The organism is Burkholderia lata (assembly GCF_000012945.1).
In the GTDB taxonomy this organism is placed as follows: domain Bacteria; phylum Pseudomonadota; class Gammaproteobacteria; order Burkholderiales; family Burkholderiaceae; genus Burkholderia; species Burkholderia lata.
Map to the genome: position 1 here is coordinate 3,676,912 of NC_007510.1, position 17,215 is coordinate 3,694,126.

Genomic DNA, 17,215 nt, shown 5'->3' on the forward strand with positions numbered 1-17,215 from the left:
CCCGCGCAATGTTGCACATGCGGCAAAGGTGCCTGACGGCGGGCGGGATGTTTCGTTTGGCGTCCGAAGCCTAGACTGGTCGCATCGATTCCGCCCGCGCCGGCCACGGCAGGCACGGCACCGGAACCTCACGGAGTGAACACGATGAAGACGATGAAACAGGCGGCATGCGCATGCGTGCTGATCGGCGCGGCCTTCGCCGCTCACGCGCAGGCCGCGTCGACGCTGACGCGCTCCGAGGTCCGCCAGGAACTCGTGGAGTTGCAGGCCGCCGGCTATCGGACGAGCCTCGCCAGCAGTCCCGACTTTCCGGACAACATGCAGGCGATCATGCGCCGTGCCGCGCAGGCACGCGGCGAGGACGCCGGCTACGGCAGCGAAGGCGGGGCAAACGTGGAATCGGGCAAACCGGTGCTGCCGCACACGATCGATCGCGGCACCTACGCACACCATTGACGGCTGATCGAACCGGATCGAGCGCACAACGGAGCGCCCTGACCGGCGACGGAGATACGCAGCGTGCACCGCGCCGACCGACGCGGTGCACGTGCGCCAGGCATTACACGCTGAAGCGGTTCAACGTATAGGCGCGATAGGCCGCGACGAACGCGTCGAACGATCCGGCCTCCTTCGCTTCGAGCTCGGCCTGCTCGGCCAGCGATTTCGCGGCAAGCGCCTGCTCGGTGCGCAGCGTATCCGCCGACGGCGGATGCGCGCGGAAATGCGCGGCATGCGCTTCGCTCTGCGCCAGCGCGAACCCGAGGAACGACTGACCGCGTTCGCGCATCGTGCGCAGCACGTGCGCGGACGGCGTGCGCTCCGGATCGGCCAGTTTCTCGCGTTGCGCGGCAATCGCGCGCACGTGCTCGTCGCCGCCGCGGATTTCGTCGAGACGACGGCCGACGGTTTCGATATCGGCCATCAGGTCGTCCGCCCACGCCTGCAGCGTGACCGGCTGGCCGTCGCGCTGCAGCGTGAGACCCGGCTTGCGCCCTTCCATCGTCACGCTGCCGAAGTTTGCGTTCGCTTCCTTGTACGCAGGGCAATCGAGCGCCGGGCTTTCGTCGAGCGCGCACGCGAGCAGGAACGCGTCGATGAAGCGCGCGGTTTGCAGCGCGATGCCGGTCGGCTCGAACGGATCGATGTCGAGACAGCGCACCTCGATGTACTGCACGCCGCGCGACGCGAGCGCATGCAGCGGCCGCTCGCCCGAGTACGTGACGCGCTTCGGCCGGATCGTCGAGTAGAACTCGTTCTCGATCTGCAGCACGTTGGTGTTGATCTGGATCCACTCGCCGTCGCGATGCGTGCCGATCGCCTCGTAGGCCGGATACGGCTCGCTCACGGCCGTCGACAGCGCGTCGAGATAGCCGGGCAGCGTGTTGTAGTCGACGTGCAGCGCGGCCTGGGCGGTCGTGTTCGAGTAGCCGAGATCGCTCATCCGCAGGCTCGTCGCATACGGCAAGTACAGCGTATCGGCGTCGAACGTGTCGAGCTTGTGCGGCTTGCCGCGCAGGAACTTCGTGTCGAGCGCGGGCGACGCGCCGAACAGGTACATCAGCAGCCAGCTGCGGCGGCGGAAGTTGCGGATCTGCGCGAGATAGCGCTCCGACTGGTAATCGACGAGCGTGGCCGTCGAGCCTTCTTCCGCATGCAGGCGCCGCCACACTTCCTCGTGCAGCGAGTAGTTGTAGTGGATGCCGGCAATGCACTGCATCGTGCGGCCGTAGCGATACGCGAGGCCGCGCCGGTACACCGTCTTCAGGCGGCCGATGTTCGACGTGCCGTAGTCGGCAATCGGAATCTGGTCGTCGGCCGGCAGCAGGCCGGGCATCGAGTCGTTCCACAGCATCTCGTCGCCGAGCGACGCATACACGTAGCGATGCAGATCGTCGAGACGTTCGAGCGTGATCGCAGCATCGCCTTCCGCGGGCGTGATCAGCTCGATCAGCGCTTCGGAATAGTCGGTCGTCAACGACGGATGCGTGAGCGCCGAACCGAGCGCGCGCGGATGCGGCGTGAACGCGATCATCCCGTCGCGCGTCACGCGCAGGCTTTCCTTTTCGATGCCGCGCAGGCCGTCGGGCAGATGCTGCCGCGTCGGGCCCGAGCTCAGCGCTTCGAGGCGATTCAGCAGCAGTTCGGACTGGCGGTGAGTCATGGTGTTCGACATGGAGACGCAAGTGCGTGACGGCCGCGCGCAGAACGCCGCGCGCGGCCGGCTGGATTGTTGGTCGCTTCGTTGGTAGCGGGCACTTTAACATCTCGCCGAAACACGCGCTTGAGGTGGCTCCGGGCACGGTGCGCGGGCCGGAGCGGGCCGCCGGACGGGCCGGTCGCGGCGGTCGCCGCATCTGCGACCGGTTCCATGCGGAGGTAACGGGCGCGCCGGTTACGCGAATTCGTCCGATGGAAGATGACGCGCGGACGGGTGGCGGCAGGTGCAACCGTGCTGCCGAACCGACGGCGGAAAGAGGGGTAAGTGGGCATCGTGCATCCGGCATCCTGACGCCGACGGATGCGCCGAATTTCCGTGACGACTGATGTCCGGCGTCCGGCGTCCGGCGTCGGTGTCGGTGTCGGTGTCGGTGTCGGTGTCGGTGTCGGTGTCCGGCATCCGGCATCCGGCGGCCGGCGGCCGGCGGCCGGCCGTTAGGCTGCACATGTCGGCGCGACCTGCGCAGCAGGATGCATCGCGGCCTGGTGTGGTCGCACCCGGCCACGAGCCTCAGCAGTCACCCGTCGCCCTCACCCGCCGCGCGCACCGCCCGCCCGGTCGGCCACTTCATTCCACAAATGCAGCGCCGCATACGCGCGCCACGGCCGCCAGCCCTCAGTGCGGTGCTTCTGGGTCGCGAGCCGGTCGAGCGTGGGATCGCGCGCGGTAATCGACTGCATCAGCACGAGATCGGAGGCCGGCCATGCGTCCGGATCGCGCCATGCGCGCATCGCGATGTATTCGACGGTCCACGGGCCGATGCCGGGCAGATCGAGCCACGCACTGCGCAGCGTCGCGAGATCGGCGTGCTCGCGATCGACCGGCACGTCGCCGGCCGCCACCGCGCGCGCCACGCCCGTCAGTGCCGCCACCCGCTTGCCGGGCATCCCGATCTTGTCGAGGTCACAGGCGGCCAGCGCATCGGGCGTCGGAAAGCGCCACGCAGGCGCGCCGTCGTCTTCATGAACCACTCGCTCTCCGGCCCGCTCGACGAGCCGGCCGACGATCGTCGTCGCGGCCTTCACGCTCACCTGCTGGCCGACGATCGCGCGCACGGCCAGTTCGAACCCCGACCATGCGCCCGGCACGCGCAGCCCCGGCGCGGCCTCGACGAGCGGCGCGAACCACGGATCGCGCGCGAGCCCGCTGCCGATGGCGGCCGGATCGGCGCCGAGGTCGAACATCGTCGCGACACGCGCGGCGAACGCGTCATCGACATGACGCGCGACCGCGCCTTCGACCGTCGCGACCAGGCAATGCTTGCGCGGATGTTTCGCGACCGTGAGCCGGCCGGCGTCGCCGTGCAGGTCGACGATGCGTCGATACACGCCGTCCGCCACCTGCTCGACGCCCGGAATCGCGCGCCCGCTGAAGAAGCGCAGCACGCGCGCCCAGTCGTAAGGCGCATTGAAGCGCAGCTCCATTTGCGCGGACGGCGGCACCTGGCCGCCGTTCACGATGGACGTAATCGTTGTTTTTGCGATGCTCAAACTGCACTGCCCTCCGCAACGGATTCGGTCTGATCGTCGTTCACATGCCGCGCCTCGGACGCGAGCAGCGTCGCCTTGCGGCGCACGCCCCAACGATACCCGGAAAGCGCGCCGCCCTTCTGTACGACGCGGTGGCACGGAATCGCGAGCGCGACCGGGTTCGACGCGCACGCGGACGCGACGGCACGCACCGCGCGCGGCGAACCCAGCGCCTCGGCGATCTCCGAGTAGCTGCGCGTTTCGCCGTACGGAATATGCGTCAGCGCCTCCCATACGCGCTGCTGGAATGCAGTCGGCGCGATGTCGAGCGGCAGGTCGAATGCGTGCCGCGTGCCGTCCAGGTACGCGCGAATCTGCGAGACGAACGGCACGAGTCGTGCCTGTGATTCGACCAGCTCGGCACGTGCGAACGCATCCTTCAGCTCGCCGACGAGCGCGGCCGGTTCGTCGCCGAACGCGATCCGGCAGATGCCCTGTTCGGTCGCGGCGACGAGCACCGTGCCGAGCGAAGTCGATGCGGTCGCATAGTCGATCCTGAGACCCGCACCCTGGCGGCGGAACGCCGACGGCGCCATCCCGAGTTCGCGCGGCACCGACGCATAGAGCCGCGACGGCGAGTTGAAGCCGGCGTCGACGGCCGCCTGCGTGACCGGCTGCCCGCTTTGCAGCGCCTGCCGCAGCGCGGCGCCGCGCTGTGCGGCCTGGTACTGCCGCGGCGACACGCCGACCACGCGCTTGAAGAGCCGCTGAAGGTGAAACGGGCTCACGTGCACGGCATCGCTCAGTTGTTGCAGCGTGAGCCGTTCGGCATGTGCGTCGAGCACCGCGCACGCGCGGTTGACGATCTCGAGCTCGCGCGGCAGCCCTTCCGGCTGGCAGCGCTTGCAGGGCCGGAAGCCGGCCGCACGCGCGGCGGCCGTATCGACGAAGAAGGACACGTTTTCGCGACGCGGCTGCCGCGACGCGCACGTCGGGCGGCAGAACACGCCGGTCGTGCTCACGGCATAGAAGAACGCGCCGTCCGCATGCGGATCGCGCTCGGTGACGGCGCCCCAGCGGGCATCATCGGTCGGATAGGCGGTTTTCATCTGAACCTCGCACTCTCTAGTGTAGATGGTGCCTACTCTAGACATCGGCACGTGCCGTCGCGCCCTGAATCTTGCTCTGTGATTCTTGCGCTGACTCGCCCAGGATAATCGGGGGCGCATCGACTAAAAATAAATCCGACAAAACGCGCGCGCCGGCCGTTACAGCGCCGATTTCGTCATCGTCCCGTCACCATTTTGCTGCACCGCAGATGCGACAAATCGCCGTCCTGACGTTTTTTTGCATTCGAAATATTGCGTCGCACCATCGCCGTGTGTATAGTTGGAACTGTCTCCTCCATGTCTCCTCCTGATATGGATTAAGCCCGTTCCGCTCTGCGTGAACGGGCTTTTTTTCGTCCGTCGATTGTGCCGCGTTCCGGCCGGCGGCGCAGGCGCGATGCGTCTACACTCGATCCTCGTGGACTGCGAAGGAGAGCCTGCCCGTGAAACCAACCATCCGCGCGATCGATCACATCGTGCTGCGCGTGACCGACATGGCCGCCATGACGCGCTTTTACTGCGACGCCGTCGGTTGCCATGTGGAGAAGGAACAGCCCGATCTGGGCCTTGTACAGCTGCGTGCCGGCGACGCGCTGATCGACCTGCTGTCGGTCGGCGGCCCGATCGACCGTCCCGACAGCGGCCCGCCCGGCACGGGTCGCAATCTCGATCACCTGTGCCTGCGCGTCGAGCCGTTCGACCCCGACGCCTTGACCGCCCATTTCGCCGCGCATGGCGCACGGCCGGGCGCGCCCGCGGAGCGCTACGGCGCCGGCGGCTACGGGCCGTCGATCTACCTGTTCGACCCGGAAGGCAACATGCTCGAATTCAAGGGGCCACCGGCCGCGATCGGCTGAACGCGGCCGGCGCGCGGGCCGTCACGCGTCCGCGCGCGCCTTCAGCACCGTCCATTCGACCGCCACCGGATCGTGGTCGGCGCTCGAGATCCACGCGGTGCCGTCCTGCACGGTGCACTGCAGGCGCATCGTGCGCTCCGCGAGTTTCCCGAGCGCGGCCGCGACACCGTCGTTCAGCGACAGCACCTGCACGTTGCGCAGCCGCTCGACCTTGCTGCGCACGCCCTGCCACCAGATATCCGACGTCTTGCCGCCGTATGCGATCACCGTGACCTGCCCGGCGCGGCCGGCCGCCTTCGAAATGCGCCGCTCGTCGGGCTGGCCGGCTTCGATCCAGACATCGATCGCGCCGGTCAGGTCCTTCTGCCACAGATCGGGCTCGTCGACGTCCGACAGTCCCTTGCAGAATTCGAGCCGCTCGTGCGCGAACAGCGCGAACGCGACGATGCGCACCATCATCCGGTCGTCGGTTTCCGACGGATGGCGTGCCACCGTCAGCGCGTGATCGGCGTAGTAATGCCGATCCATGTCGGCGATTTGCAGTTCGGCTTTGTAGATCGTGGATTTCAGCGCCATGCGGATGCGGCCCGGGCGGGCATTCGGTTCGGTCGGGCCGTGATGATACCGAATGCTGGCCGTCCGGCGCGTGTCATGCGCCACCTCATGCGCCAGCCACAGCGCAACGGCCCGGCATGTGCCGGGCCGTGTTCGGTTCGCGCCGCCGGCTCATCAGGCCGGCGCGCTCGCGCGTCGTGTGACGGCGCGATGAAGGGACGGTTACTGTTTGACGAAGCGCGAATCGGTCCAGAGACCCTGCTGGTCGCTGTTGTCGGCGCTGACGAATTGCACGTCGCCCTGGTCGACCGACACCACGCGGAAGCGCTGACCTTCCGGCACCGACAGGCAACGGTAGTCGTCGAAGTATTGCTGCTTCGCCTGCGACTTGCCGTCACGCTCATGACTCAGTACGGAGTCCAGATTGTCTTTCGACAGGCAGCCCCATGCGTTCTTCGTCAACTGGATTTCCTGCTTCGGCTTGACGGCCGAATCGCCGCCGGCTTGGGCAATCGACACCGCGCAAAATGCGCCGACGAGGGCAAAAAGGATACCGGTACGCTTCATCATGTTCTGTCTCCAGGCTTGCGGGCACCAGGCTTGGGTTAGCTATGCGTTTACAGGTGATCGTGAACCCGCGTTTTTCACTTTAGAAGACCGGCAAGCGATATCAAGCACATTTGTTGTGCGACTGCAATAGCGGCGGATTGTCGCACCCCGTGCGCAGCCCGTTTTTCGCACCATGCGCAGGCGGGACGACGTGCGCTGCATGGAGAACGGGCCCGCGCCGCCGGGCGGAAAGCGTTGCGCGGCAACACTTTCAGCAAAGTTACAATGCGGCGATTGAACGGTTTGGATAATCCATTTCGCTATCCGGATCATTTTGATGCGCTGCACATAAAGTCATCCGAAACGATTCGACTTTACCGCAACGCGGAATCGCATTTACCTGATACAAGAAAAATGCCAGGTATAAGCGAATCCGTATTTATCCGTAGTTCTCCGCATGGTTTCGGCGCCCGCGGAAGCCCCCGCCGCAAGCGCCTTTCGCCAGCGTGTTTACCCTGCCTTATTCGGGGTGGATTGCTGGTGCTCGAAATAATCGCGTTGAAAAATGCACATGCGATAAGCATTGTGATACGCGCCGTTTCCGAAAAATTCTTCCTTCAATTCGGCCTCGTGCTGGAATCCGCATTTCTCGTACACGTGAATCGCCGCCGCATTGGACGTATCGACAATCAGGTACAGCTTGCGCATGTTCAGCACCTTGAACGCGTACTCGATCGCAAGGCGCGTCGCCTGCCCCGCATAGCCGCGCCCCTGGCATTGCGGCGCGATGATGATCTGGAACTCGCCGCGGCGATGGATGTAGTCGAGTTCGATCAGCTCGACGAGGCCGACCAGCTCGCCTTGCGCGTCGACCGTGACGAAGCGGCGCTCGCGCTGGTCGTGCACGTGACGGTCGTACAGTTGTGACAGTTCCGAGAAGGTTTCGTACGGCTCCTCGAACCAGTAGCGCATGATTTTTGCGTCGTTGTTCAGCTCGTGGACGAAGCGCAGGTCCTGACGCTCCAGCGGCCGTAGCGCGAGCGTGTTGGTATCGTTCTGGAGTTGCATGTTCATGTCCTTTTTGATGCCGGCGCACGTGCGGCAAGGCCGCATCCGGGCCTGTTTCGCACTGTAAGAAATTGAACGCGGGCGAAGTTCAGAGCCTAGAATGGGAGCAAGGGTTCCTGCCACCGCAAGGAGGCTATCGTGTTCGAGCAAGTCATACTCGGAATATTCCTCGTGCTGCCGCTCGTCATCGTAGCGGCGCTGTTTTCCGACGAACTTTGGCAGGAACATCGGCGCCAGCATCCGCGCGACGAAAACGCACCGCACATCGACTGGAAGCATCCGTGGCGCCGCGTGCGACGCGAGCATTGAGTCGATCGCCGCTCGTCCGCGGCGCGTGCCGGCCCGGCCGCCCTGGCGCGTGAACGCACAACGCGCACCGTTACGCACCCGAATACGCACCAGCCGCCCAACCCGCTCACTCCGCGAGACGCCGCCGTGAACGACCAGCCCGCCCAGCCTCCGCACGACATTCCCAACGAAACCATCGACCTGCAGATCGCCGACGTGCTGGCGGCCGTCCGCTACCCGGCCAACAAGGATGCGATCGTCGATGCCGCGCGCGACGCCGGCGCCAGCAACGACGTGCTGTCGATGCTCGACGGCCTGCCCGAACAGGACTACGCGGACGTCAACGCCGTCACGCAGTGGGTCGCCGGCAACTTCGGTCCGGGCCTCGGGGTTTGAGCACGCACCCATAACGCGATAGGATCAGGCCGCACCGGTCGCGCAGCGGCCGGTTGCCTGTCGCCCGGCGCAAGACCGGGCGTTTCCGCCTACGTGCCCGGGGAACACCATGGAAGGCATCCTGATCCAGCACACGACACGCCGTCAGCTCTGGTTCGGCGCACTGACGGCGCTCGTCATCGTGCTCGCGCTCGGGATCGCCGCGCCGCACGCGAACGTTGCGCTGCCGGCCGTCGAGCCGTTCATGCCGATGTGTGCGCTCACCGTGTTCACCACCGCGAGCATCGCGGCGTTCTTTCTTGGCGCGCAGTTCACCGTGACGCGCCAGCCGGTGCTCGGCGCGCTCGGCGGCGCCTACGCGTTCACCGCACTCGCCGTCGCATTGCAACTGCTCACCTTTCCCGGCGTGTTCGCGCCACACGGGCTGTTCGGCGCGCAACCGCAAAGCGCCGCGTGGATGTGGATCTTCTGGCATGCCGGCTTCCCGAGTTTCGTGATGGTCGCGCTGCTCGCGCGCGAGCGGCTGGCGCGCGCACCGATCGGCGCGCGGCAGACACGCTGGTGGACGCTCGCGCTGATCGGCGGGCCGGCTGTCGTCGCCGGGCTGCTTTGCCTGTTCGTGCTGAACGTGTCGCTGCCGCCCGCGTTTCATCCGCCGGGCGACGCGGCCGTGCTGCCCGTCAACGCCGTCGCGCTGGTCGTGTGGCTGCTCAACGCGCTGGCGCTCGTGGCGGTACTGGCCACCGGCCGGCTGCGCACGACGCTCGACCTGTGGCTCGCGATCGCGGTGCTCGCGTGCCTGACCGACACGACGCTGAACCTGATGAGCACCGATCGCTTCACGGTCGGCTGGTATCTCGCACGCGTGTTCAGCATGTTCACGCCAGGCGTGCTCGTGTGCGTGCTCGCGTGGGAAGTGACGATGCTGTACCAGCGGCTGCTCGAGGCGCACGCGACGCTGATCCGTTCGTCCGCACGCGACGGCCTGACGGGCGCGTTCAACCGCATGCACTTCAACGATCATTTCCACACGCTGTTCCTGCAGGCGCGACGGCAAGGCGAACCGCTGTCGTTGCTGATGGTCGATGTCGACCGCTTCAAGGCATACAACGATGCGTTCGGTCACGTGAAGGGCGACGCATGCCTGATCGCGGTCGCGAATGCGCTGGCCGGCGCGGTGCGGCGGCCGGCGGACATCGTCGCGCGCTACGGCGGCGAGGAGTTCGCGATCGTGCTGCCGAACACGGGCGCGCGCGGCGCGCGGGTCGTCGCCGAGGAAGCGCGCGAAGCGGTGCTGCGGCTCGATCTCGCGATGCCGACGGCACCCGCCGGACGCGTGAGCGTGAGCGTCGGCTGCGCGACCGTGTCGCCCGACGATCTGTCGACACCCGATGCGTTGATCGAAGCCGCCGATGCCGCGCTGTATCGTGCGAAGGATACGGGGCGAAACAGGGTCGTCACCGCCTGAAAACGTCTGCTGTTTGGCTATTTGTTACGGTCATTGTGACCGGAATAATCCGCCGTTACGGATTGCGGAACAGGGAAACGATCGCTTACAGCCGGTGTTGCGGGCGCTCGCTATGCTGGGTTTCATATTGAACCCAAGCAGGTGAACGCGATGAAGAAGACCCTTTTGCTGATTGCCGGCGTCGCCGTGCTGTTGAGCGGCTGTATCGTGGTGCCTGATGGTGGCGGGTACTACGGTGGTGGCGGGTATTACCATCACCGTCATTGGGATTGATGCGGGTGAGGGTCCGGATGGATCGAGCCGGCCCCTCTCAAGCGATCAGGCCGGCGTGATCAGCTCGGCATGCGTCAGAAATATCTGTAGCGCAGCTCGCGTTTCGTAGTGGAGACGCTCGAGGCGAGCATCCTTCTCCGCATCTTCGATCAGATTGCGTTCGGCATCGAATCGGTAGGGCTCGCCCAGTCGTTCGGCCATGTCGATCTGGATGTACGTGCACTCCCCGTACGGCCGCTTGCCGTCGATGTAGGACAGCGGCCAGAAGTCATCCATCTCCAGCACCGCGTCGATCGAGTAATCGTCGAGCGTTCTCCAGACGGTCCCCCGCAGGATCGCGAGATGCTCGGCGCGAAACTCGAAACGCCCCGACGCGTCGACACCGCTTTCCGGGTAATCGAACGCATCGCGCAATTCCTCCGGGATCAGGTATTGTCCCGGCGCCAACTCGCCCGCGACCGTGACGAATTCGGATACGACGTGGCCGAGTTCTGCCAGCGTGCGAATGGCCAGCACGTCATCGTCGGTTTCGAGGATCGCCTTGGCAAGATCGATTGTCGCGCCGTCGCCAGTCAGCGGCTGCTCAGGAACGATGGCCGGTGCGCCCGATTCGACCGGCAGCCACCCAACGCGGAGCTTTCTCATCAACGCGACGTGACGGGGTGTCAGGTCGGGATACGGCGCGTCGTCGGCAAAGACGGCGCGAAGAATGGCGTTGCGTTCAGTCGGATTGATTGACATGGGAGCCCTCGGCGTAATGCGCACGGCCAGCGTCGGCAGCGCGACGGGATTCAACTTCGGCAGACGCCCGCGATTGGCGCGCGACGTCCGATAGCGAATTCAGGCAGCGCCCGCGGTTGTCATCGGCGGCGGATAGGCGGAAGGCGACAGGTTCCGGATGACCATGCGGTCAAGGTCGGCTCGTGCATGCACGATTTTCGCGTCGGCAGCGACGATTTTCTTCTGGTGACGGTATCTCGCCACGAGAACCGAAGCGATTATCACGAGACCGAAAACGACATTCTCGATGGCCGGGGTATTGTCCGCCAGCCTGCCGGCCATGATGCCGAGGATCGAGCCGCCCATCGCGCCGAATACGGCCGCGAAAATGCCGTCGATGATCCAGTTTTTCGACGGGTATTTGAGCCGGGCAACATTGAGCGCGACAACGGCTTCCACCATGCCCTCGACCTTGCCTCGCATGGCATCAATGTGCGCTTCGATGCGCTCGACCTGGTGCTCGGCACGCTCCTTGTCCGATTGGGCAAGCACACCGGCATTCGAATAGGTCAGCAGGATGCGGTCCAGTTCCGTCCATGCGGCCTCCAGATCGGATGAAACCAGACCCTCTTCCCGCAGATAGCGCCACCCGGTATCGACGTCGTTGAGATCAACGTACGTACCATACGACGCACAGCACTCGAAAACCGCAAATGCCCGACGTATTTCAAGCCCCGTGGTGAAGTTGTCATTGGCTCGCGATCGCTGGCTTTTCGCCATGTCGACCGTCGAGTTGCCGGATGACTCGCTGCGCTTTCCGAATCCGAATCCCATGCATGCCCTCTCTTTATTTTGAGGCCGGGATTTGTTGTATCGAAATTACCCGGCCCGCCGATTTTACGACAGGCCACGTGACGAAAACGGGAGTGCGATCGTGATCGGATGTCTCGATCAAAAACGAATGACGAGCCACGAAGGGCTGTCGAACTGCAAATGCGCGGGCATTACTTCCCGATACAGAACCTGCTGAAAATCACCCCCAGCAGGTCATCCGAAGTGAACTCCCCGGTAATCGCATTGAGTTGCTCCTGCGCGAGCCGCAGTTCCTCGGCAAACAGATCGAGTGACTGCGCGCGCTGCTCCGCGTGATCCGCCGCCTGCGCGAGATGCTCCTGCGCGGCCCTCAACGCAATCAGATGCCGCTCGCGCGCGAGATACACGCCTTCGGCCCCCGCCTGCCACCCCGCGATCCGCAGCAACTCCGCACGCAGCATGTCGATCCCGTCGCCGCGCTTTGCCGACAGATGTACCTCGGTCAGGTCGCCTTCCGCCGCCGGATGCTCGACACACGCCGCCACACCGGTCAGATCTGTCTTGTTCAGCACGCGCACCACCGGCACGCCGCCCGGAAACCGCGCCGCGATCGTCTCGTCATCCGCCGTCATCCCATTGCGCGAATCCAGCAGATGCAGCACGACGTCCGCCCGCTCGATCTCGCTCCATGTGCGCGCGATACCGATCCGCTCGACCTCGTCCTCCGTCTCGCGCAACCCGGCCGTATCGATGATGTGCAACGGAATCCCTTCGACCTGGATCGTCTGCGCGACCTTGTCGCGCGTCGTCCCGGCAATCGGCGTGACGATCGCCAGCTCCGCGCCGGCCAGCGCATTCAGCAGCGACGACTTGCCGACGTTCGGCTGCCCCGCAAGCACGACCGACAGCCCTTCACGCAGCAACGCCCCCTGCCGCGCGTCGCCCAGCACGTGCGCGAGCTGGGCACGGATCTTCGCGAGCTTGCCGCGCGCGTCGGCCGCTTCCAGGAAATCGATCTCTTCTTCCGGAAAATCGAGCGTCGCCTCGACCAGCATCCGCAGCGTGATCACGTCGTCGACGAGCGCATGGATCTGCCGCGAGAACGCGCCGTCGAGCGAACGCCCGGCCGAACGCGCGGCGGCTTCGGTACTCGCCTCGATCAGATCGGCAACGGCCTCGGCCTGTGCAAGATCGAGCTTGTCGTTCAGGAACGCGCGGCGTGTGAATTCGCCAGGCTCCGCTAGCCGCAGCCCGAAACCGCGCCCCGCATCCAGGCAACGCTGCAGCAGCAGCTGCATCACGATCGGCCCGCCGTGCCCCTGCAGCTCGAGCACGTGTTCGCCGGTGTACGAATGCGGTGCCGGGAAGTAAAGCGCGATCCCGCGATCGAGCGGCGCGCCGTGCTCGTCGAGGAACGGCACGTAGCTCGCGTGGCGCGGGGCGAGCTTCTGCCCGCACAACGCGTCGATCAGCGGCAACGCGGCCGCCTCGCCGCCGCGCCCGAACGACACGCGGACAACCCCGATGCCACCCCGGCCGGCAGCAGTGGCAATGGCGACGATCGGATCGGAATCGGTAGCGAGCATGGGAATCGGATGAATCGGGTGATCAAGTGAATATGGTGCGCCCGCGCAACACTTCGGGCATCGGAACGCCGGCATTGTAGCGTGCCGGCACACGCGCCACCGGCAGCTACTCGGGATTCGGACACGCTCGAATTTATCCCGCCGGGGATAAGCCAAGTATCATCCCGGCGCCATATCACAGCCACCGTTTCGGACGAGTATGCCTGCTGGAGCGGCCCAACGCTGTGGCCCTCAATTTCACCGCACACCCCGATCAAGACCGGGATTCGTCTGAACGGGATACGTTTATCCTGAATGGTTGTCTGAAACGCGGCAGTGGAATTGCACAATCTCCCCCATGCCGACATCCGAAGAAAAAGCCGCGTTCTCGGAACGCCTCAAATTCGCCCTGCGGCGCAGCCCGGAGAAGGTCACCGGTGCGACTGAGCTGGCGAACCGATTCAACCTGCGCCACCGCGGAGCGCAGCCCGTTTCGCCGCAAACTGCGCACAAATGGCTGACGGGCCGCACGATCCCGACGTCGGACAAACTCGCCACGCTCGCCGAATGGCTGCGCGTCGACGTCCACTGGCTGCATTACGGCCCGTCGCCGAGCGTGATCGAACACCCGACGCCGCAACCGCTGCCGCGCGACGAACGCTATCCGCCGACCCCCGAGACGATCGAACTCGCGTCGAAGATCGAAGCGTTGTCGCCGCATCATCGCTACCTCGTGCAGGAACTGGTCGAGCAGTTCTACGGCGACTCGGGCGAATCGAAGAAGGCCTGAACCCGCCCTGACCCGCAAAAAGCAAAAAGCCGCATGGGCGAACCATGCGGCTTTTTTCGTGCATCGCGGGGCGAACATCTCGCCCCACGTATGCAACGGGCGTCAGGCCGGTTTCTTCTTGGCCCCGCCGAGCTTGCGCGTGATGTAGTACTGCTGTGCGATCGACAGCACGTTGTTCACGACGTAGTACAGCACGAGGCCGGCCGGGAAGAAGAAGAACATCACCGAGAACGCGATCGGCATGAACTTCATCATCTTCGCCTGGACGGGGTCCGGCGGGGTCGGGTTCAGGCTCGTCTGCACGTACATCGACACGGCCATCAGCACCGGCAGGATGAAGAACGGATCGCGCTGCGACAGGTCGTGAATCCACAGAACCCACGGCGCGCCGCGCATTTCGACCGAGGCCAGCAGCACCCAGTACAGCGAGATGAACACCGGGATCTGGATCACGACCGGCAGGCAGCCGCCGAACGGATTGACCTTCTCGGTCTTGTACAGCTCCATCAGCGCCGAGTTCATCTTCTGCGGATCGCTCTTGAAGCGTTCGCGCAGCGCCTGCATGCGCGGCGTGATTTCCTTCATGCGCGCCATCGACTTGTAGCTCGCAGCCGACAGCGGGAAGAACACGGCCTTGATCAGCAGCGTGAGCAGCACGATCGACCAGCCCCAGTTGCCGATGTAGCTGTGGATCTTCTCGAGCAGCCAGAACAGCGGCTTCGCGATGATCGTCACCCAGCCGTAGTCCTTCACGAGTTCCAGGCCCGGCGCGATGCCTTCGAGCATGCGCTCTTCTTCCGGACCGGCGAACAGGCGGGCCTGCACGTCGGCCGACTGGCCCGGCGCGATCGCGGCGACCGGCTGCTTCACGCCGACGCGGTACAGCGTCGGATCGATCTTTTCAGCGTAGATGTCGCGCTTCACGCCCTGCTGCGGAATCCACGCCGACGCGAAGTAGTGCTGCACCATCGCGACCCAGCCGTTGTCGGCGGAGGTCACGTAGTCGGCCTTGTTCTTGTCGAGGTCGCTGAAGTTGATCTTCTGGAAGTGCTTCGCGTCCGTGTAGACCGCCGGCCCGAGGAACGTGTGCGAGAACATCGGCGTTTCGACGGCCGTGTTGTCGCGCACCAGTTCCATGTAGACCGTCGGCGTGACAGGCGCCGTGCCGACGTTGTCGATCTTGGTGTCGACGCCGATCACGTAGCTGCCGCGCGTGAACGTGTAGGTCTTCACGACCTTCACGCCGCCCTTCACCGGCGATTCGAACGACAGCTTCAGCGCGTTCTGGTCACCCGTCAGCGACGTCGTGCCCGGATTCAGCTGCGTGTAGACGTCGTTGTGGTTCGGGAAATCGCCGCCGAGCAGGCCCGAGCGTGCGAGATACGTGTGGCCGGCCGTGTGGTCGAACAGCGTGATGTACAGGTCGGGCTGCTTGCCGTCGCCCTGCTTCTTCAGCGTCAGCTTCGCGAGCGTGCCGCCGCGCGTGTCGATTTCGCCGTCATACACGTCGGTCGAGAACTTCACGAGCTGCGCCTGGGCGGCCGGTGCCGTCGTCGACGGTGCGGCGCCGGCTGCGGCGGCAGGCACTTCACCTGCGGTCGTCGTCGTCGCGCCCGTGCCCGATGCACCGCCGGCAGCGGCCGCGGGGGCCGTCTGCGTGGCACTCGGGAAGAACATCGACGGGCGTCCATGGGACCGCTGCCAGTTGTCGTACAGCATGACAGCTGACATGAAGAAGATCACCCATAGGACGGTGCGTTTGATATCCATGCGTTGTCTCAGAGTCGATGGGACCGCGCGTCGGCTTCGCCGCGAGCGCGAGTGTCGGAGTTGGGCGGCGGGACGAGGTCGATGCCGCCCGCGGAAAACGGATGGCATCGGCACACGCGCCTGACGGCGAGATACGTGCCGCGCGCGGCGCCATGATACTGGATTGCCTCGCGCGCGTAATCCGAACAGGAAGGATAAAAACGGCAACGGTTGCCGAGCATAGGGCTCACGGCAACCTTGTAGAAGCGCAGCAAGGCGATCAATACCGTTTCCATACCTTGGGCGACGCCGTTCGGCGCCGCGTCAAAACCGGCCGGGCAGGCGCGAACGCCGCACCGCGGACGGATGCGTCACTCGGACGCGGGCTTCGACGCACGACGGGCGATCTCCCGGACTGCCCTGTCGAGCAGTTCGCGAATCTCGGCCGCGCACATCGCCGCGAGCGGGGCGGAAGCCGCGCTCGGCAGCGCTTTCTTGTCGAAGCGCGTGTGCTGCCGCAGCAGCAGGTCGTAACCGGCGAATTCGGCCCGGCGCAGGCGAAACTGATCGCGCGCCAGCCGCTTCACGAGGTTACGAGTAACCGCACGCGGCGCATACTTCTTGCCGATGACGAGCCCCAGACGCGCGGACTCACCCGTCGGCTTGCCGTAAATCACGAAGTGCGCGGAGCGCCGCCAGGGACGCAAACGAAAAACGGATGAAAATTCATCCGTTTTCAGAAGTCGCGCAGCTTTCGGGAAGGCGGCTTTCGTCTGCGACGGATTCGCACCCGGCTCGACGGCACCTTCCGCAGGACTGCGGACGGCGGACACAGCGCGCAACCTGCCTTAGATGGCCAGGCGCTTGCGGCCCTTCGCGCGACGAGCGTTGATGACCTTGCGGCCACCTGCCGTCTTCATACGGACGCGGAAGCCATGGGTGCGCTTGCGGCGCGTCACGGACGGTTGGTAAGTACGTTTCATGATGTTCTCACTTGTTCGAGAATGTCGAAATTCAGGGGACCGCGTGCCCTAACCGGAGGCATTCGGGCGAACGCAATCGCCGGGAATACAGGATTGGTTTTCGCGGAACCCGCTATTTAAACCGTTTTTCTGTTGACGGTCAATACTTTAGGAGTCGATCGCCTGTGCCCGCCTCGGCGGATCCGGCCCCGCGACCCACACAACCGGCCTGTGGATAACTCGCTCTGTGGCCGCGTTTGGCGGTAGAATCTCGCCTTATCTCCAAGAATCCCGCACGCCGCTTCGGCTCGCGCCTGCCCCTCCAACACTGTGACGCAGGCGTCCGAGGCACGCTCGCACGACCGC

At 65.2% G+C, this 17,215-nt stretch carries 19 protein-coding genes; 6 read left to right on the forward strand and 13 right to left on the reverse strand.

From position 1 onward, the window contains the following. Positions 1-144 precede the first annotated feature (144 nt). Complete coding sequence (locus BCEP18194_RS22680) at positions 145-456, forward strand: DUF4148 domain-containing protein (RefSeq protein WP_011353599.1); 312 nt, start codon at positions 145-147, stop codon at positions 454-456. Positions 457-559: 103 nt separating this feature from the next. Here the strand turns inward: BCEP18194_RS22680 and gshA are convergent, their stop codons facing one another. The 3 genes from gshA to ada all read right to left on the reverse strand — a co-directional run bounded on the left by gshA (position 560) and on the right by ada (position 4,796). Beyond that, on the reverse strand, positions 560-2,173 hold the full coding sequence (gene gshA / locus BCEP18194_RS22685; protein ID WP_011353600.1) for a glutamate--cysteine ligase: 1,614 nt from the start codon (positions 2,171-2,173) through the stop codon (positions 560-562). A 575-nt stretch (positions 2,174-2,748) separates the two neighbouring features. After that, the gene (locus BCEP18194_RS22690) at positions 2,749-3,708 is read right to left on the reverse strand and encodes a DNA-3-methyladenine glycosylase family protein (protein ID WP_011353602.1); all 960 of its coding nucleotides are present in this window, start codon (positions 3,706-3,708) and stop codon (positions 2,749-2,751) included. Beyond that, positions 3,705-4,796, reverse strand: a complete 1,092-nt coding sequence (gene ada / locus BCEP18194_RS22695) for a bifunctional DNA-binding transcriptional regulator/O6-methylguanine-DNA methyltransferase Ada (RefSeq protein ID WP_011353603.1) — start codon at positions 4,794-4,796, stop codon at positions 3,705-3,707. Before ada ends, BCEP18194_RS22690 begins: the two co-directional genes overlap by 4 nt. A gap of 443 nt (positions 4,797-5,239) precedes the next feature. On the opposite strand from ada, the gene BCEP18194_RS22700 reads away from it, so the two are divergent. Next, positions 5,240-5,653: a VOC family protein gene (locus tag BCEP18194_RS22700; protein ID WP_011353604.1), complete on the forward strand. Its 414-nt coding sequence runs from the start codon at positions 5,240-5,242 to the stop codon at positions 5,651-5,653. A 21-nt stretch (positions 5,654-5,674) separates the two neighbouring features. Here BCEP18194_RS22700 and BCEP18194_RS22705 read toward each other — a convergent pair whose 3' ends face one another. The 3 genes from BCEP18194_RS22705 to speG all read right to left on the reverse strand — a co-directional run bounded on the left by BCEP18194_RS22705 (position 5,675) and on the right by speG (position 7,825). Then, entirely contained in the window at positions 5,675-6,229 is a 555-nt protein-coding gene (locus tag BCEP18194_RS22705) for a YaeQ family protein (RefSeq protein ID WP_011353605.1), read from the reverse strand. A 201-nt stretch (positions 6,230-6,430) separates the two neighbouring features. Next, positions 6,431-6,778, reverse strand: a complete 348-nt coding sequence (sap1, locus tag BCEP18194_RS22710) for a surface attachment protein Sap1 (protein WP_011353606.1) — start codon at positions 6,776-6,778, stop codon at positions 6,431-6,433. A 489-nt stretch (positions 6,779-7,267) separates the two neighbouring features. Beyond that, on the reverse strand, positions 7,268-7,825 hold the full coding sequence (speG, locus tag BCEP18194_RS22715) for a spermidine N1-acetyltransferase (protein ID WP_011353608.1): 558 nt from the start codon (positions 7,823-7,825) through the stop codon (positions 7,268-7,270). A gap of 435 nt (positions 7,826-8,260) precedes the next feature. Between speG and BCEP18194_RS22725 the strand changes: the two genes are divergently transcribed. The 3 genes from BCEP18194_RS22725 (at position 8,261) to BCEP18194_RS42280 (ending at position 10,250) form a co-directional block, all read left to right on the forward strand. After that, the gene (locus tag BCEP18194_RS22725; protein WP_011353609.1) at positions 8,261-8,509 is read left to right on the forward strand and encodes a DUF2795 domain-containing protein; all 249 of its coding nucleotides are present in this window, start codon (positions 8,261-8,263) and stop codon (positions 8,507-8,509) included. A gap of 109 nt (positions 8,510-8,618) precedes the next feature. Beyond that, complete coding sequence (locus BCEP18194_RS22730) at positions 8,619-9,977, forward strand: GGDEF domain-containing protein (RefSeq protein ID WP_011353610.1); 1,359 nt, start codon at positions 8,619-8,621, stop codon at positions 9,975-9,977. Positions 9,978-10,127: 150 nt separating this feature from the next. Next, positions 10,128-10,250: a hypothetical protein gene (locus BCEP18194_RS42280; RefSeq protein ID WP_021157980.1), complete on the forward strand. Its 123-nt coding sequence runs from the start codon at positions 10,128-10,130 to the stop codon at positions 10,248-10,250. A 45-nt stretch (positions 10,251-10,295) separates the two neighbouring features. Here BCEP18194_RS42280 and BCEP18194_RS22735 read toward each other — a convergent pair whose 3' ends face one another. The 3 genes from BCEP18194_RS22735 to mnmE all read right to left on the reverse strand — a co-directional run bounded on the left by BCEP18194_RS22735 (position 10,296) and on the right by mnmE (position 13,369). Next, positions 10,296-10,991, reverse strand: coding sequence for a hypothetical protein (locus tag BCEP18194_RS22735; RefSeq protein WP_011353611.1), 696 nt, complete (start codon positions 10,989-10,991; stop codon positions 10,296-10,298). Between the two features lie 99 nt (positions 10,992-11,090). Beyond that, positions 11,091-11,804, reverse strand: coding sequence for a hypothetical protein (locus BCEP18194_RS22740; RefSeq protein WP_011353612.1), 714 nt, complete (start codon positions 11,802-11,804; stop codon positions 11,091-11,093). 170 nt (positions 11,805-11,974) lie between these two features. Beyond that, complete coding sequence (mnmE, locus tag BCEP18194_RS22745) at positions 11,975-13,369, reverse strand: tRNA uridine-5-carboxymethylaminomethyl(34) synthesis GTPase MnmE (RefSeq protein WP_011353613.1); 1,395 nt, start codon at positions 13,367-13,369, stop codon at positions 11,975-11,977. A 337-nt stretch (positions 13,370-13,706) separates the two neighbouring features. On the opposite strand from mnmE, the gene BCEP18194_RS22750 reads away from it, so the two are divergent. Then, on the forward strand, positions 13,707-14,138 hold the full coding sequence (locus BCEP18194_RS22750) for a transcriptional regulator (RefSeq protein ID WP_011353614.1): 432 nt from the start codon (positions 13,707-13,709) through the stop codon (positions 14,136-14,138). A gap of 102 nt (positions 14,139-14,240) precedes the next feature. On the opposite strand, the gene yidC is transcribed toward BCEP18194_RS22750, so the two are convergent. The 4 genes from yidC to rpmH all read right to left on the reverse strand — a co-directional run bounded on the left by yidC (position 14,241) and on the right by rpmH (position 16,870). Further along, positions 14,241-15,908: a membrane protein insertase YidC gene (gene yidC, locus BCEP18194_RS22755; protein ID WP_011353615.1), complete on the reverse strand. Its 1,668-nt coding sequence runs from the start codon at positions 15,906-15,908 to the stop codon at positions 14,241-14,243. Between the two features lie 8 nt (positions 15,909-15,916). After that, positions 15,917-16,183 carry a membrane protein insertion efficiency factor YidD gene (gene yidD / locus BCEP18194_RS22760; protein WP_006750110.1) on the reverse strand — a complete coding sequence of 89 codons (267 nt, stop codon included), beginning with the start codon at positions 16,181-16,183 and terminating at the stop codon, positions 15,917-15,919. Between the two features lie 75 nt (positions 16,184-16,258). Then, positions 16,259-16,720 (reverse strand): ribonuclease P protein component, encoded by a 462-nt coding sequence (rnpA, locus tag BCEP18194_RS22765; protein WP_011353616.1) that lies wholly within the window; start codon positions 16,718-16,720, stop codon positions 16,259-16,261. A 15-nt stretch (positions 16,721-16,735) separates the two neighbouring features. After that, the gene (rpmH, locus tag BCEP18194_RS22770) at positions 16,736-16,870 is read right to left on the reverse strand and encodes a 50S ribosomal protein L34 (protein ID WP_004198824.1); all 135 of its coding nucleotides are present in this window, start codon (positions 16,868-16,870) and stop codon (positions 16,736-16,738) included. Positions 16,871-17,215: the final 345 nt, after the last annotated feature.